The following is a 21,965-nucleotide window of genomic DNA, read 5'->3' as shown; positions in this document are numbered from 1 at the left end:
AGGTTTTTTGAACGAATAAATTGGGTATTCTAATGAAAAGAAGTACAAAACTCGTTCGTTATGATAGGGGATTCATTATGCGAAATATTGTCATTATTACACTTTCATCGATATTAGTCGCCCTTGCCTACAATCTTCTGTTAATTCCACATGAGATTTTAAGTGGGGGATTAAGTGGGATTGCTATCATGCTTGGTATTATTACACCCTTGAATACAGGGGTTTTAAATTTACTATTGAATTTACCATTGCTAATTATAGGTGTCTTGAAGCTAGGGAAACGGTTTATTGGATATACCATTCTTTCTGTAGTTGTCTTGTCGATAAGCTTGTATATTATTCCGGTTTATAAAGCTACACAAGATCCAATTCTTGCGTCATTATTTGGTGGTGTTATTGTGGGCTTAGGGTTGGGCTTGATTTTCCGTGCGGCAGGTTCTTCTGGTGGTTTTGATATTATAGCGATGCTGCTAAGCCGTAAGCGAGATTTTCCACTCGGTACATTAATCTCTGCGATGAATGGTATCGTTGTAGCTATCTCTGGGTTCGTCTTTAGCTGGGATGCGGCATTACTGACACTCGTTTCAATTTATGCTACAGGGAAGGTTGTCGACACTATTCATACGAGCCATATTAAATTGACACTGATGATTATTACGAGTAAGGGCGAGGAAGTAAAACAGCAGCTACTAGAAAAGCTTCATAGAGGTGTAACGATTATGGATGCGAAAGGTGCTTATTCAGGCGAAGGGCGCAAAGTTTTAATTACCGTCATTACACGCTATCAGCTTGCCGATGTTAAACGTTTAATCAAAAATGCAGATGCTAAAGCTTTTGTTAATATATTACAAACTACCGAGGTCATCGGTGTGTTTGATAGAGGCATAAAGTAAAAAGCGTCCTGTCATAACACTTTAAAAATTAAATCGTGTGACCGTAGATTTGCTCGAACAAAAAAATAATTATTTCCTCTACACACGTTATTGATTATAATGAAAATGATCGAACGTGTGTTTCTTTATTATTTTGAAACGAAATGGGGTTAAATAATGAACAAAGAAACAATTCATGAATATTGCCTAAAACTTCGTGGAACAACGCATGATTACAAAGAAGAATGGCAGGCGGATCGTTATCAAATTGGGGGTAAAATGTATGGCATGATGGGTGGAGATAGTACCGGAAGACCCGTACTTACTTTAAAATGTGAACCTAATCGAGCTGAAGAGTTAAGAGAAGCCTATGAAGGTATTATTCCAGGTTATTACATGAATAAAACACATTGGAATTCAATCTATATGGATGTAGATGAAGTACCTATTGATTTAGTTGAAAATTTAATTAACCATTCGTATGAGCTAGTTTTCGGAAAGCTAACAAAAAAAGCTCAGCAGGAAATTCAGAAATGAAGTGAGAGAGCAAGTAGGATTCCCGCACGCAAAGAAGTGGGGGCAAGCCGACGAGTAAATACTTAGATGCAAAGAACATCACTCATTAAACTGATCGGGTGCAAGTGAAAAGTGCTCGGATCAGCCAAAGAACTGATCAGATCCAACTGATATTTACTTTACCAGTGAAAAGGAATTTTCCCCGGAAGGAGCGAATCCCCCGTGCGATACACAATATATGAAATCAAAAAAGAATCTGCAAGTTTCTCAAGCTTAGTCTCGTAGAAAACAGATTCTTTTTTTGTTATTTAATTATATCCACGTTCACCAAATGGCTGAAGTTTGTCGAGCCATTTTTGTTCCAGCTTTTCTAGCTCTTTTTTTGGATCGAAATAGCCTTGTTCTTTTTTCTTCAAATATTCCACAACTTCAATATCAAAAGCATCATGGCCGAATGTGTTAAAATCCGCTTGTAGTTCTTTATTAGTATGTGTATTCGTTTTTAACATAAATTGAAAGCCGTTTAAGCGTTTTAAATTATTGAAGCTGCCAACAAACACTTTACCATTTTGTTGATTGGTCATCGTGAAAACACCAGCTTCGATTTTTATTTCTTTATACATTTCCTTTAATTCTTTTTTATGGTCCATTGGAAACCCTGCCTTCTTATTTTTTTATCCAGTAAGCACTGCCATCCTCTTGTCGATCCATGAAGCCGTATTCGATTAAATAGCGACGTATTTGTACATAGTCCTCATATATTGGTTGAATTATTGCGTTTAATTCTTTTTCTGAATACTGTTTTGTTACATCGAAAAGCTTTGTGATTGCACGAAGTATGACAATTTTATGTTTTTCACGTTTTGGGAAGCGGACAAGCTCTTTGCCAATACCGTTTGGAAAGTACTTTTCGAGTAATTGTTGTTCTTCAGAAATCGTAATATTATAGCGATCGTCGACCATCGTAGCCGTTTTGTGAATAGGTACAAAGCTGTCTTCCTTTTCATTCTGTTCTTTTAATAGTTCCATCATTGCAAGAAAGGTTTTTGCTTGACGTTCCTTTTCTTTAAGGGTAAAGCGATGATGACGTATTGTGGCTGCACTACCAATCTCCAATTCTTCTTTAATGTCTTGATCGGTTTTTCCTTCATAAAATAAGCGTAAAATATGACTTTGATGATCAGTTAGTCCTGTCATTTTTTTATTAAGGCCATTTAAATAATGAAATACGGATTGATGTGTAGCAGTAATATGATGTTGCATAAATTTTTCCGCCTCGTAGAGAACGCCTTCATGTGGATAAATAATACCCTTTTCAATCTTTTCCCCGCAAAGCAAACAAGTGAAGTGTGTTGCTTCATCATGGTAGCCTTTTTTTATGTCATGGATCGAAGCTTGCCAAAATAATTCATTTACATCCATCGAAAATCCTCCTGTAAAACAAACGATTATTTATTTTGTTTGCTTATATATTATTAAAATAACAAATTGTTTAAATAAAATCAATGAAAAACACATCGTTTTATAAACGATGTGCGAAAGTGTTTATTTATTCTTCTTTTTAAAAATAATGATAGATAAGATAGCTAGCACAATAATTGTGACGATAATAATGATCATGCTTGTTGAGGTACTTAATATATTTCCGTGAAGGTCATAGACAATACCATATACTTTTTTGTATTCTTCTAGCTGTGAAGCGGGCGCACCTTCGAAAATCTTGGAAATTGAGCTCTCCATAAAGGCATTGCGTAATAGTAAAGTTGTATGGCTGATTGGGAAATACATAATAATATTTTGAGCAAAGCTTGGTAGTGCCCCAACAGCTGAAGTTGCTTAACGGCTTGCCAAACGAATTGCCGTGTTTGTGGATCAAGTCCAGTTGTTGGTTCATCTAAAAACAATATTTTCGGTCGATGGATAAGTGCTCGAGCGATATCAGCACGTCTTTTTTGACCACCTGATAAAGTCTATATTTGCGATTTTCTATATCATCTAAATGCAAATATGTTGAAACGAATTGATAATTTTCGACCAATTGTTTTTTGATAAGCCATATGTCTTACCGCGATGGATTATATTTTCCCGCACTGTTAATCGTTCATCTAATAAACTTTGCTGGAATACGACACCAATGGATTTCCGAATTTCCGCATTATCATTGCTTGCATCAAGTGTGTAGCCATTAATTTTTACTGTACCGTTTTTATTTTTTTAATAATGTATAGAGTATTTCAATGGTCGTTGATTTCCCAGCACCATTTGCACCTGAAAAGGCGAAGAGGGAACCTTGCTCTACGGTAAATGAAATACCTTTTACTGCCTGATGGTCCCCATATTGCTTACATAGATTTTAAACTTGTATAGCAAGATCATATTGTTTATTCCTTTCTTTTTTGAATTTCTTGATTGATTTTTGCGATATCACTTTTTTGAAGTACATAAATAATGCACCAAGCGATAAAGAAAATAATAGCTTCACTTACAAAAATATATAGTATGCTTGAATGTTCAAACCAACGCCCGAAATAGCCTGCAATCATGACACATATCGTAACCGCAATTACATGTAGAATAAACTGAGCAATAAAAGGTAAACGTTCAATATCATAGATGGTAGACAGTAGACCTATTACAACTCCAAGTATGGCGGCGACGATAATTTGTTCAAGTAATTCAGGCCCTGATATCACAGTGTTATTAGATAGGACACTGAATGTTACTAAGGAGTAGGAAGAGCTTAGTGATATAAGTAGACCGATTGTCATCATACGTATAAATTTTTTCATATTATGAGTCCCTCCCAATACCTAAGTGTTGTTTTAGTTCTTTTAAATATTTGCGGCTAACATGGACGGACACATCGTTTTCTAAAATCAGTTCTGTTGTACCGATTTTACCCATTTGAATAGAGGCAATTTTGTTAATGTTGACGAGTGTCGATTTACTGACTCTGGCAAAGTCTTTCGCTAATTGTGCTTCTAGCTCATATAATTTACGCTTCGTTTCAAATTCCTGTTCCTCTGTCTGCAAAAATACTTTTGCACCCTCTGCGTAAATAGAGTAAATATCTGAAATTTTTAGCATATGAATTTCTTGCTGAAAGTAGCCATCTAACATTGTTGTTTGTGAAGTTTGTAGTTGCTTCATCAGTCGTTCAATTTGCTCGTTGTATTCCTTTGCATGTATATGAACCTCAGTTTCTTCTAGTTCACTATTGATTGTTAAATGAATTTTCATTGGAGGCCTCCTTTACATATCTCCGCAACGGGGAATCACTGAATTAGGTAATAATAATGTAGCATAGAAAATTTTGGATTGGAAAAAATCTGGATAAGAGGTTAAATTTTATAAATAACAGGTTCAATTTTAACGATATATTACATTGCGAAAAAGCAATGAAGTAGAAAAAAAGGCAGGTTCACGGCATAATAGAATGATTCAGTTAAGAGGGGTTGCTTCAATGGTTATTTTTGACAAACATATGTTAATTACATTATGTATCGGTTTAGCAGGTGCGGTTTCATTTAATTTATTACATATTCCAATGCCATGGTTACTTGGAGCAATTGCGGCGGTGCTAATTGTTCAGTTATCGACGAAAGTACAATTGAAATGGCATAAATATTTTCGGAATTTTGGTTTAATCGTTGCGGGATATTCCATAGGTTTTGCGTTTACACCAGAAGCGGTGCAGGATATTAAACAATTTATAGGAAGTATGATTGTTTTAAACGTACTATTTATTGTATTGTTTTTTGGTGTTAGTTATTTAGTTGCAAAACGTGCGGAATTAGATTTTGCAACTGCGTTGACATGCTGTGTACCTGGTGGAATGTCACAGGTTGTTGCCTTTGCCGAGGAGCAAGGGGATATGGATATGGTCGTTATTACGTTCTTCCAAATATTACGGGTTCTTTTAATTGTCGGCTTTGTGCCATTAATGGTGTCAAGCTCTGGGGGGACTGGTGCAGTTGTCAATGGAGCGTATACATGGAACCTAATAGTTTTACTTACTGTGTGTGGCGTAGCGGGGTGGCTAGCGCAAAAGGTGAGAATTCCGACAGGTTATATGCTCGGTCCCGTGTTTTTATTGATGGGCATCAATATAGCAGGGCTTGATGTGCCGAAATTGCCATTGTCACTACTTCATATTGCACAACTAATGCTTGGTATTTACATCGGACTTTTATTGAAAAAAGACGATCTACATTTATCGAAGAAGCATGTATTTTACGCTTTTGTTTCGGCAGGGATCTTTATTGGCACTGCTTATGGCTTAACATTTGTCATGGAGAGTTTTTACAGCCTTGATTTTCAAACAGGATTTTTAAGTATCGTACCAGGAGGCCTTGATCAAATGGGGATTATCGCTGCTTCTGTGCATGCAAAGGTCACAATCGTCACTGCATTTCAGCTATTCCGCGTACTGGTCGTGTCCGTTTTCCTCGTACCGTTTGTTAAAATGTTTGTGAAAAAAGTGAAGACATAGAGGCCTGTTGTGAAGAACAAAGTTGATAATATGATAGGTTCTAAGTTGACCAAAATGATGCAAAGAAAACGGGGTGCTTCGTATTATATAGTTCAGCCAGAACTTATGGGAATTTGGATGAAAATTCAGGTATATAATCTTTTCTTACTTTACAAAAGATCATTAATAGGGAAGCGTCTGTTATTTTAGACCTAGACCTAGAACTATTTAGACGTTTTATAAAACAATGGAAGATTGAGAAACAAACTATAGAACAATTTTGGATTCAATTTAATACAGATGTAAGTGGTTTCATATTTATGTATAGATTATAAGGGGGAAAATGTAGGAGAATTCAAGTTGTATTTTACTTTAGATGGAGAAATATCTGACTTTGATTTAATTATGCATTAGTTTAATAAATTTCATATAGAAGTATTGAATTGGAATCATGCTCTCCTATGATTATAGAAGGCGCAGTAAATTCTAAGGGGAATATCCTTATTTAGATAATTTACTGTATAGAAAATAGTTAAAGGTTTTCTAGAAGATTGGAGAAGATTGTGGCTAATGGTATAAAAATTTTTAGAAAGCTAAAAGCAGGTGTTTGTTTTGTTTATGCTAAATGTTTACAAATATTCGAACGAAAACTTAAAAAAAGCAATAAGCTTAGCGATTAATAACCAAATAACTCACAAAGAACTTGTAGATTGGTGTTTTCATTATTTAAATGACGTATATTTTAAAGACGATGAAGACAACCCGTTAGATGATAGGGCTACAAAAATAGTTTTAGACATAGATACCCAGTGGGAAATATACATTTCTAATACTTTTGCACTTTCAGAACTACAAACTCTCGAATTTGAAACGGTTAAAATGCCAATAGAATGGTTAAAAAAATGGTTTGATTTGATTAACTACTAAGCCTGATTGCTTCATTAAATTTTGGGTTGGTACCAAGGAGCATTTCTTTAATCTTTCGTGCATTGAAACCTTTCTTATTTAGTTCAAGAAAATGATACTAAAATAACTAGCTATATGTTAGACAAAGGAAATAATAAACAAGTAGAATATAGCGCGGACAAGACGAATTTGGAGCAATATATTATAAATGTTATATGTAGAAATGAATTTCCCTTTAATTCTATGATGAAGGGGATTTCTATTTTATGGGGGTAGTACCGAATAAACAGATCAAAGCTTTAAGGAGGTATACTCCTAGCATCCATGAAAATAGAAGATTTGGAGTAGCTTAAATGAACTTTTATGAATTTAAAGTAAAATGCGGTGAAATTTGTAATTAGGGATTGGTAGAAATAGTAAAGGGTAAAGAGAATCAAAACTATTATGGTGATGTTGATATGTTAGAAAAAGAGTGGTTAGAACAGGAGAAACGCTGATTTAATAAATGGGGAAAATAGGAAAGTTAAAGGTGTATTTTTGCCCGTAAATGTCTGAATAGTGAGAGGCCATACTCTTTCGAATGAAACAAAGGATCAGTACATCACAGATAAGAGCTTCTAGTGAAAGTGAAGTATTATATCCCTACTTTTTCTAGATAATCCAGTATTGCGGAACCGGAAACTTATTGTAACGTCTTTAACTTCAAAGGGTGAAGGGAGAAGTACATTGTTTAAATATGTGATACAACTAATTCTTGGTTTCTTGACTTTATTGATGTCAACAGCTATTTCTTGGTATGAGGGAAGTGGTATTATAGATAATCCGCTGGAATGGAAGTATTCAACCCCAGTTTCTCAGATATTTGATATTGAGATAAACAATGGCCAGGATATTAGCCAGCTTGATTACTTTGTCTATGCGGCTAAATTTCAACCATTTTTCCCGGCTATTATGATAGTAAGTGTTCTTTACATTTGTACGGTACTTATATTTTTCATTTTTCAACTAAATCATCAGTTAGCCATTATTTTATCAGGGATTATAAGTTGTTTATTTATTGTTATTAGCGGTATATTTTTTAATTCATCAACTGTTGGAGGAAACGTTTTCTTTTGGATTACGGCTGTCGGTGCATTCATTTTTGTAAGTATGGCGATGAGTTTATGGTTCAGAAAAAAATACATGTTAAAATTATTACAACCATAATAATTGCTTAGTAACGTAAAAGTGCGAGCTCTAGTACAAAGGTATTTGTACAGGAGTTCGCACTTCTTTAATTAATATATTGGATTGGAGCATGGGTAATGAATTTTGAAAAACATTGACGCCTCCAGGAAGGGACCTAGCTCGGAACAGAAATTAACTCCAGGGTAAGGTGACTTGTAGAAAAAAATGTGAAAGAATGTAATTTGGTCTTTTCAAAATTACCCGAATTATGGTAATATAAATTTAATTATATTGAACGGAGGTGAAAAGGATTGAATAAAAACGCTACGAAAACATGTGTAAAGGTGGATACAGCTATGTATTTTGCACGTGTTATTACTTTCGATTTTGCGAACAACGGGATAGGTCTGTCCATTTTTAAGCAAAATCAAATATCAAACGTAGCGAATTAACCATTCTTTTTCACAAACTAATGAGGAAAAGACTGCTTGTTAATCGAGCAGTCTTTTTTGTGTATTTAGATGTTTTTCGCACGTTTCATTGGAGGAAAAAACGATGCAAATTAAGGCTGAACAAATTCAAAAAATTATTGGTGGAAATGTTTTATTTGAAGGACTTCAATTAGAAGTAAATACAGGGGAGCATGTCGCCATTGTTGGTGTGAATGGCAGTGGGAAAACGACTCTATTACAGTTACTTGCCGGTTTGGATATACCAGATAAGGGACGAATTATAAAAAGCAAGGAAGCGACGATTGGTTATTTACATCAAATTCCACAATATCCTTTGTTCTCAGTAAAGGAAGTGCTGGAGGAAGCATTTGCAGAAATTTATGCATTAAAGGCTAAAATGACAAAGCTTGAGCAGGAAATGCAGTTAGCTGTAACAGATAAGGTACTCCAGCAATACGGTCATGTGCAGGAACAGTTTATGCTGCAGGGTGGCTATGAAATTGATGCGCAATTAGCGATGATTGCAAATGGTCTAGGTATAACACCATTGCTTGAGCAACCGTTTAGTAGCTTAAGTGGTGGGGAGAAAACGAAGGTAATGCTAGGGCAAATTCTTTTAAGTAATCCTTCTATTTTACTATTAGATGAACCGACCAATCATTTAGATATGCAGGCAATCGAATGGTTAGAAAATTATGTCCGAAATTTTGCAGGAATTGTTATTGCCGTATCACATGATCGCCACTTTATGAATCAAATGGCTCAAAAAATAATTGAAATTGAAGATGGAGAGGCATTTACGTACATTGGTAATTACGATGCATTTGTCGAACAAAAGGAAACGAAGCTTGAACAGCAATTTGCTCAATACGAAGAACAGCAAAAGAAAATAAAAAAAATGCAGGAAACAATAAAGCGCTTAAAGCAATGGGCAAATGAAGCAAACCCGCCAAATGCTGGCTTGCATCGTCGTGCTAAAAGTATGGAGAAAGCACTAGCCCGTATAGAGCGTGTGAAGAAGCCCCTAACGAAAAAGAAAATGAATTTAGCATTAACGATGGCTGAGCGTAGTGGTAAAGAGGTTGTACAAATGAAGGGTATTAGCCATGCATTTGAGAAACCGTTATTTAAGGAAAGTAATTTAGCGGTTTACTTCGGAGAACGTCTGGCGATTGTTGGTGGTAATGGCAGTGGGAAATCAACGTTATTAAAAATGATGTTAGGTGAAGTTGAACCTAGTAAAGGTACTTGTCATGTCGGCAGCAGTGTTAAAATTGGCTACCTATCACAGCAATTTGAGCATAAAAATCCTGCCATTCGCTTAATAGATGCCTTTCGTGAGAGTGTCTCTGTGTCAGAGGCAGATGCACGTCATATTCTGGCTCAGTTTTTATTTTATGGCTATGACGTTTTTAAAAAAGTGAAGGATTTAAGTGGCGGTGAAAAGATGCGCTTACGTCTAGTACAGTTAATGCATGAGGATATTAATTTATTGATGCTGGATGAACCAACTAACCATTTAGACATTGAAGCGAGAGAGGTATTGGAGGATACACTGGAGTCCTTTGAAGGAACCATAATTGGCGTCTCACATGACCGTTATTTTTTACAAAAGATTTTTACAAAAGTTGCATGGATTGAGCATGAAAACATTCAAGTATTTGAAGGGGATTATGAATGGGCAAGACAAAAACGCTCAGAAATAGTAAAAGAACCAGTTAAAAAAGAAGTGTCTGAAAAACCCTGTGCTGTTAAAAAAGAGCTCGCAATTGAAGAACAAATTGAAAAGCTTGAAAGGAGATTAAAGGAGCCGACACTTGCGAAGGAGCAACGTCAAAAGCTTGAACAGCAGCTAGAGGATTTATTTGAAAAATGGATTGAGGGAGGAGCAGAGCATGCATAAAATTAAGCACATCATGCAGCTAGATATTGATTTTTATCAATTATACCTTGGCATAATTGCCTCCCGGAATCGGCTTTAGAGCCAGATATGTTTTTAAAGAAAATCAAGGATTTCTATCAGTCAAAATCTCATTCCTAGATTGAATTTATACAATCTGGAGGAAAATTAGTCATATATAGAAGCATTAGAGAATTAGGCTTTCAATTTAAAAGTTTTATCTATAATGTTGGGATGTGAATACTCGCGATTTTTTCATAATCCAGTCATACAAATCGAACGTGTAACAGGTGCAAATATGGAAGAAGCATTAGCTGGGAAATGAGCATTTCTACATTTGGAATCAAAAAAGCTTTTGAGGAGACATATCATTGCCCGCATTTTAAGTATTATTTATTAAGATTGGATGGCAAAGCTTACTGTACTGCCAATATTTTGTCTCAGGAAATCAAGGGAGGGTCGAGGGTGTAGCAACACTTGAAAGCTATCGAGGTCGACAGTTGATCGGATATATTCTGCAGCATTAGAATATTTTTACGATATTACCTAATGACAGGGCAAATTTCAGATCAGTAGGCACAATAAAATCAATTCATGCCTTTACTGAAGGAAAAAGTATTAAGCAAATACGACAAGGGTCTTAATTGGATGAAAGATAAAAAATCTAGCCTTACTCCTGTGGGACTGAATTTTCCATAGGAGTAGTACTTTTAGGTGTTTATTTTCGCTTATTTTAGTCGTAGAATATGTTCAAACCGTGTAAGTCAAAGCTTTTAGAGGTTAAATGGTAAAATTACTAACAGTAACGACTACTTAGGAATTTTTGAATTAATGTTTCGAAAGAAGGATTTTCAATCTTTAAAAGTTTTTTACTTGAAAAAATGGCGAATTCGATTTACTCTCTTTAGAGATACTTGTTTAATGGACTTGGAGGATATGGAATGCACGGAATTTATATACGCTATAATGTCTCAGAAGAAACCCCAGCAGCACAATGGCCCAAAAAAATGGATGCATTTGCGTATGTTCAACGAGGAAAGCCACAACAAGACAATGACAACTTGCTATCGATGGAAGAGCTAAAAAGCCATGCAATTCGCTATATTAAAAGCTTAAAAGACAATGCAGGTGATCATTTAGTAGAACAACGCAATGGTGAAATTGAGCACTTTGATCGACGCTATATGGAATCCTTAAAGCTAAAGGAAAGCATCGATTCACAGCTTATTAATCTAGAAGAAATTCGTTTGCTTTTACAGTTAATGAATGTATTGAATTTATCGCATGGTTTCGGAGAAAATGCTGGAAAGCTGCTTCGTCAAATTACCCCATATGCAAAAGAGGTAGAGCACCCAACATTCCAAACAACTCGTGTTGAGCGTCATTTTTATTCAGAACTAATTGAACAAATTGAAGCGGTATATGCACGAATTATGCGTCATCACAACCCGTCAACGAATGAAATGCAGCAGTCAGAAAAGATATGGACAGCAGTTTGTGAGCAAGCAATAGAAAAGGTAGAATCGCGCATTGAACGCTTGTCTTCTATCAAGTTAAAGCATGAGAAAAATTTACTAGAGTTTAGTCAATTAAAACAGCAAAATATCGAGGCGAAGGAACGCCTAGATATTGCTGTCAATGATCTTGATGCTATTTTAAATGTACTAGAATCTTAAAAGGCTATGTAATGTGGTTTAAGTGGGGGTTAGCTTTGAGCTAGCCCCACTTTTATGTGAACAACAAGGAATTAGTAGTCGTAGACAAACTTCATAACAAATTCAAACAGACATACTTTTTATTGACTACATGGCAATAGAAAATATGTCTGTTTTTATGCAGATGAACATGGAAATATGCCTGTTTTTTATCTCTAGAGTCCCGATTTTTCATGCAGATTGTCCCGATCTTTTATTCCGGTAGGCCCGTTAAACCTTGGGATTGTATCGATTACAGTATTTGCTGCTATGTTTATAACTGATACTGCATTTGAATTTTTATCTGCAACGTAAGCTAACGCACCATTCGGAGTAAAAGCATGCCTTGAGGTTGAAGCCCTACTGGAATTGTAGCGGTTACGGTATTTGTAGTTGTATCATTGTTTGATTCCTAAAATATAGTGTTTTTTGGTGATTCTTCGAAGGAATCTTTAATAAAATGACTTTATTGATTGGAGTGAAGGCTGGGCGACTCCTTGAAGATTAGCGTCATTAATGAGACTATGGAGCGAGCAAGTAAAGGAAAAACCATAACGTCCGATCATTAAGCCTTCGTAACCAACATCCAGCAGCTGACATTTTGTTTTGAGCGCCAAAAACATCTGTTGCCACAAGCGGATTCTGTTCTCTCTAACTCTGCAAACAACAGCACGATAACATCAAAACAGGATTTTTAAGGATAATCGATTTGTGATTCGTCGCCAAGTAATGTTAGTGTAGGATAAAACTATGTATAAAGTAGGTTACTTTGTGTTGAATAAATCGTTATATCGTTTTAACATTGTTGCGAATTGCTCACGTGTTAGGAAGTTTTGAGGATTTGAGCCATTAGTAATGCCTTGACATTTCAACCATTCCCATGCAGCATTATGAGTTTCAGTAGCTTTGCGAGTAGGGATAACAGCTTGTTTTGTTTTTAAAGCATCCTCAAGCTCTTTAATTTTATTTAGCAATTCATTGTATTGTGACATCGTTAGTTCTCCTTCATTAGTAGTTTTATTCGTTAATGTAATAAATTTCATAGGATCAATTGCATTCGGTTGACCCTTCTCCCAGGTACCGTTATGAATTTCAAAATGCAAATGTATTCCAAATGCTCGTCCCGTGTTACCCATAATACCAATTGTCTGTCCTTGCTTCACTCTTTGTCCAACCTGAACACAAGAGGAATCTAAATGGGCATAATTCGTTTCATAAGTTTTCCCGTTGATAGTATGTCTTATCATAACGACATTCCCATAGCTGCTTAACACTTGAGCTCGACTAATAACTCCAGCAGCACTAGCATGAACAGGAACTTTTCCTGTTGAAGCTAGATCGACACCTTGGTGCCATTCCTTTCCATAGCCGATATCTCTCCATCCAAATTTACTCGTTAATCTCGCGTTCTTCACAGGACAAATAAAATTCGCCATTATTACACATCTCTTTTCGGTTTTTTAATTGCTAATACTCGTGTTGAGTCATTCAAGCTAGCGGTTGTAGGGTCTAAAATTGCATTATATGTACTCACAGCCATTAAGGCTAATACATATGGGTTAGAGCCTGCATTTATGATTAAGGCCCATACACTATGCCAAGTAGTTAAATCAGCTCCTGTAATGCCGTAATAGGCGAATAGGGGGGTAATAATTGATAATCCTACCGTAATCCAAAATTGAGGATTGTGGATGCGAACTTTCCAATTGATTTTCATAGCTATCAATTCCTTTCTTACAGACCTAATGATTTTAAAATAAATGCACCAATAATAATTGTTGGAATGAGTATCCACCAATGAAGGTATTGCTTTATCATGTCGCTGATCGAAATACTGTCCTTTGCGGATTCCATCTTTAGATCATCTTCAATGCTATCAACTCGTTTTCCAATACCTTTTACATCCTCCTGCAATTCATCCTGGGTCATATTTAATTTCGTTAGGTTCATATTGATATTATTAAATGTTTTATCCATTCTATTTAATTGAATTTGCTGATGTTTATTCATCTCTTGCTGTTGTTCTGAAACTAATGTTAAGCGATACAATAATTCATGATTACCTTCTAATTTTGAAATTCGGTTTTCTTGATTTTTTATTTCAACTTCCACACTAGCCAATCTTTCGCCAAATTTTTCATTTTGCATGTATTCACCGACTTTTAAATAATAAAAGAGTAGGGGAGATAACTCACCTACTCATAATTTAGAATTTTATCTGCTGCAGACATACTTTAGAACTATTTATCAATGAAATTTATTTTTTTATTGTAACCCTTGTTCCAGATTTAAGTTTAAATACTGGATGGAATGGTCTTTCTTTGCTAGATGGAGATGTACTAGTAGTAAGTGTACCACCTTTGATATTATATGTTGAACGTTTATCATTTGAGTCGGTAGATCCACACCAGTGTTCGTATCGACTAGTACTATTTGATTGTAAATGAGCTTTTAATGCATTTGTAACTGAGTTACCATGTTTAAATAATAACTCCCTTGTAATTAAGGCAACTTTATATTGTTTATATTGTGGTGCATTATTATAGTTATAAGCTACATTATAATTAGTTTCTTCAATACTTTCCTTTAAGTTTTGACTTAAATTTGCATAGTATGTTTTATCTAAATAATAGCCAATATTAGTTGGTCTTTCATAATTTATATATTTTGATTCTGGAATCTCTACTGTATCAAATTTCATCTCTCCAACACTTTTGGATTTAATTACCATCCTATCGTCTATAACTATGTAATCTTCGTTTTCAATAGTTATAATATTACCTACGACTGCTATATCAATAGTATCTGGCATTGATTCCATTATAAAACTATAAGTCTCCATAATTAAGTTATCATATGTAACGCAAATTGTATGTTTTCCGTTTTTCTGAGTTATAAACGAATTTCCGGTAAACTCATTACCTCCAGTAGAGAAATAAGATAAGTTTTGATATTCATATTCCCATTTTTGTAACTTTACATGTTCGGTATATTCAAAATTAACATTTATTGTGCCGTTTTCTGTACCAGTTATTGTAGGTTTTGCAGGAGGTTTAGTCATCACAGAAGTTATTTCAAATGTTTCTACGAATTCCCTGCCTTGTTCATCTTTAATATAGATAGTAATAGTTGACGGTACACCTTGGAAAAATCTTCGTTGATTAGGTTGTAACCCGGCAGGATTCTCAAGTGTATTACCAATATTACCACCTTTAAAGTATGAGATATCTTGCTTACCGATGGACCATCTTGTAGTTTGTGGAGCTCCATCTTCCCAAGTTAACAAATTATATCCGTCTAATCCCCAAATGCTAGGACGATAATTTACTAGTTGTTCTGTTAATACATTAAATACTTCTACATGTTCTGAACCATTTTCTAATTTTGTGAATACTGTGTATTCTCCAGCTTTATCTACATTAAAAGTTGACTCTTTCATATTAATTCCGTTTTCTTTAAAATAATCGACTGTTTGAGATCCATAAGCCCATTTTTCTTGGGTTATTTTTGTTATAGGGGAGTGAGTAACAGTAACAATACCTTTTGAAACGCTTATTTCAGGTGGAGTATGGGGCGGCTTTAGATGTTCTTGTTTTACATAAAATAATTGAACAAACTTACGACCATCATCTAATTGATAATATAATGTATATTGCCCAAATTTATCGATTTTAAATGTAGAGCCTACAAACTGAGTACCATCAGTATTGAAATATTCAAAGTTAGCAATTTCTCCAAAAGCCCATTTATGCATAGAAATTATAGTTGTTGGGTCATAGGTAACTGTAACAACACTGTCTTTTATGTTTATAATGGGGGGAATATGGGAAGGAGTAGGGTCATATTGATTTTTAACCATTCTCCATTGGTTATTTTCTGGGTCTTTATACTCAAGATGTCCCTTTTTATTTAATCTAATACCGTGAACCTCTTCGTTTATTATCAATTGTTCAACATGTTCTTTATATCTTGGAGGTAATGTAGACTCTAATACTTTGTTATTAGCATCAGTTATAGCAACACCATTTGGTTTTCCTACTAAATCCTTCTTAATTAAACTAGCAAAATTAGCATAAGATTGATTAAATTCATCAATCACTTTCCTAACAGATATCATTTCTGCGGTATCTTTTTGATAAATATTGAGTTTAAACTCACGTAAAGGTTTGATTATTCCATTGATATTAATTTTTGGGTAAGCTACAAAATCTGTAGAAGTTCTAGTCATTTCCCTTGGTAACGACATTTTTACTAGTTTCTCATTATTAAAACTAATAATATTACTTTTCGAAGCTTCAACTAAAAATTTATTTAAAGAATTTTTAGTATCAATAAACTCAATCATTAGTTTTGTAAAATCATCATTGGTGGCAACATAATGATTTTTTATTAACCTGAAATACATCGTACATTGTTCATTCTGCAAAAAGGAATAATCACTGGTTTTGAATTGTCCTTCTATATCTATATTAAGCCTTACTTCTTGAGCCAAAATATCTCCTCCTTTTTTAACATGAAAAAAGAGAGGAAATTTCCTCTCTTTAAATTTTATTTTATAATTAATTCTTTTAAGCAGTATAAAAAGGCTTATAATAGTTAAGGTATAATAACTGTATCAATAATAGTTGCATTAGACTCAGCAAAACCACTAGAACCATTAATTCCAGATGCACTTCCTTTACCAACTGCATACCAATATCCGTTACTTGCTAATCCCACAAAACCTCCATCAAATGGATGTAGATCAACTAATGTTAAGCCAACATTTGAAAAGGCTGTAATTAATACTGGAATATTAGAGTTCGATCTACTGCCATTTCCTAGCTTATAGTTGTCTCCTTCACCAGCAGCGTACCATTGACCGCCTGTTTTAAAATATGTGTTCCAAGAAGTTCCTTGTATATCAGTTATATTTGTTATTGATCTGATAATTATTGGAGTGTTGGTATTTACATTACTTCCAATACCTAATGAACCATAATTATTCCTACCAACAGCGTATAGTGTTCCACTCGTATTACCAACAAATAATTTATCACTATCAGGTACAAAAACTTTTGATATATTCGGAATAGGTGTAGACCTATATGTTTCCATATAACCGTTTTCCCCAACACTTCCATCTCCAATGTTACCTACATTAATTCCTTCCGCATAAAGCCCATTAGAGGTTTTAATAAAAGTTGGAGTTGCACCAGATGTTCTTTGAGGAATAATTTCTTGAACAGTTCCTAGTGTGTTTATTTTAGTTGGAGCTAAAGTGCCATTCATGCCATAAGATGCTACAGAATATCCAGCGCTATACCACCCATCTGTTTTTTTATAATAAGTAATTTGATTACTTAAAATGAAATCTTGAACCCCTGATATTGGAACTTTCAATAATTTATCAGATGCATTTGATCCACTAGGCATAATACCAGCGTAAGGAGTATTACCTACTGTGTATATTTCACCCGAGGTAGTTAAATATACGGCTGTATTATTTAAGATATCCATTTTTACTATATTTGGTAATATAGTAACCTCTAGTAAGTCATAACTAGATGCAGTAGAGCCAGAATTATTAGCATATCTATGCGCAAATCTCCCAGTTACATACCACTTTCCATTAGAGGTTTTAAATATTGAATTTCCCTGAGCGATATCAGTTGTAATTTCTACAACATTTGAGATACTAGATATTTTTATTGGCAATATTGCATCACGTATAGAACTTGGCATCCCAGTTCCAAAACCACCATCCCCAACTGCATACACATCACCTGAAGTAGTTAAATAAAACCCGCTTTTAGCATTATATCCTGCGAAAAATTTTGCGTTTTTCAAAATTTCAGCACCATTAATGATACTTGATACTTTTACATCTAATGTGTAATTATTATTGGCTTTATCATAAATTACAAACTTATAAGTTCCATTATTAGAAACCTTGTATGTGGTCGTTGAACTATAAATTTCTGTTGAATCGGGCTTAACGATTTTGTAAACTCCAGACTCCATGTCGTTTGCAGTTACTGTAATTATTACATCGTTACCAGATTTAGTTTGAGTAGTAGTTGCAGTAGGAGGAATTTTATCGATGTTCTCAATTGTAATTGATTTGACTGCTGCATTACCGAAACGGTCTTTTGCATAAACAGTGTATATGCCATTATCTGAAACAATGAAACTGTTATTAGAAATAGTATTTCCGTTGTTTTGGAAGAATGAAGTGGTTTGGTTACCGCTAGCCCATTTAATTAATGGTACTTCATTTACATCAGAGATTGTTACATTGACTGTAACATCTTTATTAGTGAATGTTTGAGGGGCAGAAGACAAACTTATAATAGGTGGATCAAGATCAATTTGATCAACCGTGACAGTATGTATTAGTTGATTGCCAGCTTTATCGCTTACGATAAATTCATAACTACCATTTGCTGTTGTGGTATAAGTAGTAGTAGTTGCATAAATAATTGAGCCGTCAGGCTTTTTAATACTATGTATTCCAGAGCCTTCATCACTAGCAGTAATGGTAATAGTGGCAATATTTTTTAGAATGTCAACTGAAGAATTTACGATAGGTAGTATCTTATCTAATTGATGTTCATAAACAGTAAATACCTTTACATATTCTAATCCATTCACTAACTTATAATACAAAGTATAGGTTCCTGCTTCTGTTACTATAAATGAGTTATCTGTAATAATTGTCCCATTATTTCGGAAGTGTGTCACATCATGAATTCCTTTGTCCCACTTTATGACTGTAATATCTTCCTGAGAATCAATTGTACCTACACTATTCTCTATGTCAATGTTTACAGTAGGTTCTTTTAAATCTTCCATAACAACATTAAATTTATGTACATATTCATTGCCAATTTCGTCTTTATAATAGATAGTATGTACACCTAAATTCGTAACATTTAATGTTAGCTCTGTAAATTCTGTTCCGTTTAAAGCAAAGTCTGTAATGAGTTTATCGCCGATCATCCATTTCTGTAATACAGCATGTCCTTTACCTGTATACTTCAATGATACAAGTCCATTATTTACTTTAGTAGATAATTGTAGTCTAATACCATGAGAAATGGGTGTTTCACTAAATTCTGCGTCTTTCCAATCACCAATAGTTGTTTCGTATTGTAATGCTCCATCTTTATTGACACGCATTCCATGTACGCCTTCGAGATACACTAGTTTATCAAGATGCTCTGACATAGATTTTGGTAATTGTTCATCAGGAATTTTGCCTTCCTGATCTAAACTGACCACTCCGTTTGCTATCCCTTTATCTTTTATAGAAATTTTATCATTTAATAAATTACCGAAATTATCTAGTTTCAACTGTAAGTCCTGAATCAGTTGTAAGAAATTTAAATTAGCAGAATTGAGGTTATCAAAGAAACGTACTTTAATTGGTTGAATAGAAACTTTACTGTTATTATTAGATAGGGTTAAGATTACATTATAAGTACCAATCTCGACTGTATGTATAGGTTGAAATAGAAACTTTATTATCTTCAAGCCATCTAATACTTCTGAATTGCCATTTGCTTTTAATGTTGCTCCACTTGGCATGATAATTGTTAATTCAGCGTTATCGAACGTTGAAATATCATACAAACCTCCATTATCATGAATTCTAAATTTCAAAACTGCAGTGTCACCTCTACGAAACACTGGTATAAGAGATGTATATTTAAATTTTAAATCTACATCTAGTAGATATTCATTTTTAAACATTTTAAGCTCCTTTTTTATTAGAGATTTTAAGGAATTGGAAATCAAGAGACTTAGGAATTAATAACTTAGTTTGAATTGTTACTCGATTAAGAAAGACTCCAATTGACAGTTGATTTATCAGGGAGAGTTATATGTTCAACTCCTGATTGGAAATCACTAGCTTTAATTTTTATTATAATGGTGTTTCCTAGAGGAGTTTTAGTAATCGTTGCAATAGGTGCAGTTTTATCAATGTTATTAATTGATTTGACTGTTGCATTACCGAAACGGTCTTTGGCATAAACAGTGTATATGCCATTATCTGAAACATTGAAACTGTTATTGGAAATAGTATTTCCGTTGTTTTGTAAGAATGCAGTAGTTTGATTACCGCTAGCCCGTTTAATTGATGGTACTTCATTTACATTAGAGATTGTTACATTGACTGTAACATCTTTATTAGTGAATGTTTGAGGGGCAGAAGACAAACTTATAATAGGTGGATCAAGATCAATTTGATCAACCGTGACAGTATGTATTAGTTGATTGCCAACTTTATCGCTTACGATAAATTCATAACTACCATTCGCTGTTGTGGTATAAGTAGTAGTATTTGCATAAACAATTGGACCGTCAGGCTTTTTAATACTATGTATTCCAGAGCCTTCATCACTAGCAGTAATGGTAATAGTGGCAATATTTTTTAGAATGTCAACTAACTGAAATATCCTCTTGAGAATCAATTGTCCCTACACCATTCTATATGTCAATGTTTACAGTAGGTTCTTTTAAATCTTCCATAACAACATTAAATTTATGTACATATTCGTTGCCAATATCGTCTTTGTAATAGATGGTATGTGTACCTATATTTATAATGTTAAATGTTAGCCCGGTGATTTCTGTTCCATTTAAAGCGAAGTCTGTAATAAGTTTATCGCCGATTATCCATTTCTGTAATATAGCATGTCCATTACCTGTATACTTCAATGTTACAACTCCATCATTTATTTTAGTAGATAATTGTAATCGGTTATAATTACTAGACGCTTCTTCATCAAACCCTGCATTTTGCCACTTACCTGTAGAGGTTTCATATTGGACAATTCCTTCTTCGTTTACACGTAGTCCATGCACACCTTCAAGATAAACATTTTTATTAATATGATTTTTAATGAAATTAGGTATCTGCAATTCAGGTATCTCCCCATTTCTATCTAAACTTAAGATACCATTTGGTTTGCCTTTCTCCTGAATGCTAACCGTACTATCTAATAAATTGTCTAAATTATCGACTTGTGCCTGTAAATCTTGATTTAATTGTAGTAAGTTCGAATTGCTGGAAGGGGGATTATCAAAGAAACGTACTTTAATTGGTTGAACAGAAATTTTATTATTATTGTTAGACAAGGTTAATATAATACTATAGGTACCAACTTCCATTGAATGGGTTGGATCGAATTTAAATTTGATTACACTCACACCATTAAGAATTTCAGAATCGCAAGTTGTTTCAATTGTTGAGCCACTTGGCATGATAATGGTTAGTTCAGCTTTATCGTAGGATGAAATGTCAAACAAGTCTCCATTGTCATGAAATCTAAATTTCAAAATAGCTGTGTCACCTCTACGGAACACAGGAATGAGAGAAGAGTATTTAAATTTTAAATCTACGTCTAATAACCACTCATTTTTAAACATATTAATTAAACACTCCCTTAACTATTCTTGTTCTGCTTTCTTAAATTCTTTGTTCAGAGCTTCATAATATTCGAGGGCATTTTCGAATTGCTCACACCAAGAATCTATCAAAATGGCGACTTCGTTCGATACTTTCAAATCACAGTTAAGAATGCTATTTGCGACTGATAAAATCATATCTTTGCTAGATGGCGTTAAATCTATGTAGAATTCTTCATTTTCTAATTCTGTAATAAGGTTAATGGCCTCTTCTTCAGATGATATTGATTTAAATTGTATTGTGTTACTGTCATTACTTTTCCTCATAGGCTTTCCGTCTTGTCCGATTTCTGCTCTATCAAGAATGATTGCATCGACCTCTGCGATAACACCAATGTTCCATTGTTCTGCAATAATTCTATTAAATTTTGTTCGCATTCTTGATTCTTTAACAGATAACTCCATAGCCATGACAAAATCACTTAATGCTTTTAGATCTCGGTTTTTAAAAAATATAAAATTACTCATATTCACGTTCTCCTTTGTTTAATCCTATTATTGTAATACCACTAAAATCAACTACACCTTGAAAAA

21 protein-coding genes and 2 pseudogenes are annotated in these 21,965 nt (G+C 34.2%); 8 read left to right on the top strand and 15 right to left on the bottom strand.

Translation table 11 applies throughout. The features are described from left to right. Positions 1–77 precede the first annotated feature (77 nt). Both ACIQ7N_RS01775 and ACIQ7N_RS01770 read left to right on the top strand, forming a co-directional pair. Positions 78–893, top strand: coding sequence for a YitT family protein (locus ACIQ7N_RS01775; protein WP_248718424.1), 816 nt, complete (start codon positions 78–80; stop codon positions 891–893). 156 nt (positions 894–1,049) lie between these two features. Next, positions 1,050–1,409, top strand: coding sequence for an MmcQ/YjbR family DNA-binding protein (locus ACIQ7N_RS01770; RefSeq protein ID WP_402929857.1), 360 nt, complete (start codon positions 1,050–1,052; stop codon positions 1,407–1,409). A 287-nt stretch (positions 1,410–1,696) separates the two neighbouring features. On the opposite strand, the gene ACIQ7N_RS01765 is transcribed toward ACIQ7N_RS01770, so the two are convergent. The 5 genes and pseudogenes from ACIQ7N_RS01765 to ACIQ7N_RS01745 form a co-directional block, all read right to left on the bottom strand. Then, the gene (locus ACIQ7N_RS01765; RefSeq protein WP_132359337.1) at positions 1,697–2,038 is read right to left on the bottom strand and encodes a GIY-YIG nuclease family protein; all 342 of its coding nucleotides are present in this window, start codon (positions 2,036–2,038) and stop codon (positions 1,697–1,699) included. A gap of 16 nt (positions 2,039–2,054) precedes the next feature. Further along, positions 2,055–2,810, bottom strand: coding sequence for a DUF2087 domain-containing protein (locus ACIQ7N_RS01760; RefSeq protein ID WP_402929855.1), 756 nt, complete (start codon positions 2,808–2,810; stop codon positions 2,055–2,057). 404 nt (positions 2,811–3,214) lie between these two features. Then, a pseudogene (locus ACIQ7N_RS01755) lies at positions 3,215–3,741 on the bottom strand (ABC transporter ATP-binding protein); the annotation flags it as partial. Positions 3,742–3,769: 28 nt separating this feature from the next. Beyond that, positions 3,770–4,177, bottom strand: a complete 408-nt coding sequence (locus tag ACIQ7N_RS01750; protein ID WP_402929853.1) for a DUF3021 domain-containing protein — start codon at positions 4,175–4,177, stop codon at positions 3,770–3,772. 1 nt (position 4,178) lies between these two features. After that, entirely contained in the window at positions 4,179–4,628 is a 450-nt protein-coding gene (locus ACIQ7N_RS01745) for a LytTR family DNA-binding domain-containing protein (RefSeq protein ID WP_402929851.1), read from the bottom strand. A gap of 223 nt (positions 4,629–4,851) precedes the next feature. On the opposite strand from ACIQ7N_RS01745, the gene ACIQ7N_RS01740 reads away from it, so the two are divergent. From ACIQ7N_RS01740 to ACIQ7N_RS01715, 6 genes are all read left to right on the top strand, one after another. After that, on the top strand, positions 4,852–5,880 hold the full coding sequence (locus ACIQ7N_RS01740; RefSeq protein WP_402929849.1) for an AbrB family transcriptional regulator: 1,029 nt from the start codon (positions 4,852–4,854) through the stop codon (positions 5,878–5,880). Positions 5,881–6,471: 591 nt separating this feature from the next. Beyond that, the gene (locus ACIQ7N_RS01735) at positions 6,472–6,786 is read left to right on the top strand and encodes a hypothetical protein (protein ID WP_402929847.1); all 315 of its coding nucleotides are present in this window, start codon (positions 6,472–6,474) and stop codon (positions 6,784–6,786) included. A 705-nt stretch (positions 6,787–7,491) separates the two neighbouring features. Beyond that, the gene (locus tag ACIQ7N_RS01730) at positions 7,492–7,971 is read left to right on the top strand and encodes a YjdJ family protein (protein ID WP_402929845.1); all 480 of its coding nucleotides are present in this window, start codon (positions 7,492–7,494) and stop codon (positions 7,969–7,971) included. Positions 7,972–8,243: 272 nt separating this feature from the next. Further along, the gene (locus ACIQ7N_RS01725) at positions 8,244–8,384 is read left to right on the top strand and encodes an RAxF-45 family protein (protein WP_166672191.1); all 141 of its coding nucleotides are present in this window, start codon (positions 8,244–8,246) and stop codon (positions 8,382–8,384) included. Between the two features lie 103 nt (positions 8,385–8,487). Next, positions 8,488–10,287: a ribosomal protection-like ABC-F family protein gene (gene abc-f, locus ACIQ7N_RS01720; RefSeq protein ID WP_402929843.1), complete on the top strand. Its 1,800-nt coding sequence runs from the start codon at positions 8,488–8,490 to the stop codon at positions 10,285–10,287. Positions 10,288–11,225: 938 nt separating this feature from the next. Next, entirely contained in the window at positions 11,226–11,960 is a 735-nt protein-coding gene (locus ACIQ7N_RS01715; protein ID WP_402929841.1) for a hypothetical protein, read from the top strand. Between the two features lie 194 nt (positions 11,961–12,154). Here the strand turns inward: ACIQ7N_RS01715 and ACIQ7N_RS01710 are convergent, their stop codons facing one another. The 10 genes and pseudogenes from ACIQ7N_RS01710 to ACIQ7N_RS01665 all read right to left on the bottom strand — a co-directional run bounded on the left by ACIQ7N_RS01710 (position 12,155) and on the right by ACIQ7N_RS01665 (position 21,899). Next, complete coding sequence (locus ACIQ7N_RS01710; protein ID WP_402929934.1) at positions 12,155–12,256, bottom strand: hypothetical protein; 102 nt, start codon at positions 12,254–12,256, stop codon at positions 12,155–12,157. A gap of 38 nt (positions 12,257–12,294) precedes the next feature. Continuing rightward, positions 12,295–12,351 (bottom strand): annotated as a pseudogene (locus ACIQ7N_RS01705) (hypothetical protein); the annotation flags it as partial. 391 nt (positions 12,352–12,742) lie between these two features. Next, positions 12,743–13,414 (bottom strand): M23 family metallopeptidase, encoded by a 672-nt coding sequence (locus tag ACIQ7N_RS01700; RefSeq protein ID WP_402929839.1) that lies wholly within the window; start codon positions 13,412–13,414, stop codon positions 12,743–12,745. A gap of 2 nt (positions 13,415–13,416) precedes the next feature. Further along, positions 13,417–13,695 carry a phage holin gene (locus ACIQ7N_RS01695; protein WP_402929837.1) on the bottom strand — a complete coding sequence of 93 codons (279 nt, stop codon included), beginning with the start codon at positions 13,693–13,695 and terminating at the stop codon, positions 13,417–13,419. A gap of 17 nt (positions 13,696–13,712) precedes the next feature. Continuing rightward, positions 13,713–14,126, bottom strand: coding sequence for a hypothetical protein (locus ACIQ7N_RS01690; RefSeq protein WP_402929835.1), 414 nt, complete (start codon positions 14,124–14,126; stop codon positions 13,713–13,715). 109 nt (positions 14,127–14,235) lie between these two features. Then, positions 14,236–16,470 (bottom strand): hypothetical protein, encoded by a 2,235-nt coding sequence (locus ACIQ7N_RS01685; RefSeq protein ID WP_402929833.1) that lies wholly within the window; start codon positions 16,468–16,470, stop codon positions 14,236–14,238. A 104-nt stretch (positions 16,471–16,574) separates the two neighbouring features. Further along, complete coding sequence (locus ACIQ7N_RS01680) at positions 16,575–19,712, bottom strand: RCC1 domain-containing protein (RefSeq protein WP_402929831.1); 3,138 nt, start codon at positions 19,710–19,712, stop codon at positions 16,575–16,577. A gap of 86 nt (positions 19,713–19,798) precedes the next feature. Further along, on the bottom strand, positions 19,799–20,434 hold the full coding sequence (locus ACIQ7N_RS01675; RefSeq protein WP_402929828.1) for a hypothetical protein: 636 nt from the start codon (positions 20,432–20,434) through the stop codon (positions 19,799–19,801). A gap of 16 nt (positions 20,435–20,450) precedes the next feature. Further along, entirely contained in the window at positions 20,451–21,272 is an 822-nt protein-coding gene (locus ACIQ7N_RS01670) for a hypothetical protein (RefSeq protein ID WP_402929825.1), read from the bottom strand. A 141-nt stretch (positions 21,273–21,413) separates the two neighbouring features. Continuing rightward, positions 21,414–21,899, bottom strand: coding sequence for a hypothetical protein (locus ACIQ7N_RS01665; protein ID WP_402929823.1), 486 nt, complete (start codon positions 21,897–21,899; stop codon positions 21,414–21,416). Between the last annotated feature and the right edge of the window lie 66 nt (positions 21,900–21,965).

The sequence above is a fragment of the Lysinibacillus sp. NPDC095746 genome (assembly GCF_044763535.1).
Taxonomy (GTDB): domain Bacteria; phylum Bacillota; class Bacilli; order Bacillales_A; family Planococcaceae; genus Lysinibacillus.
Note: the sequence above shows the minus strand (reverse complement) of the source record. Positions and strands in the feature narration are given on the sequence as shown.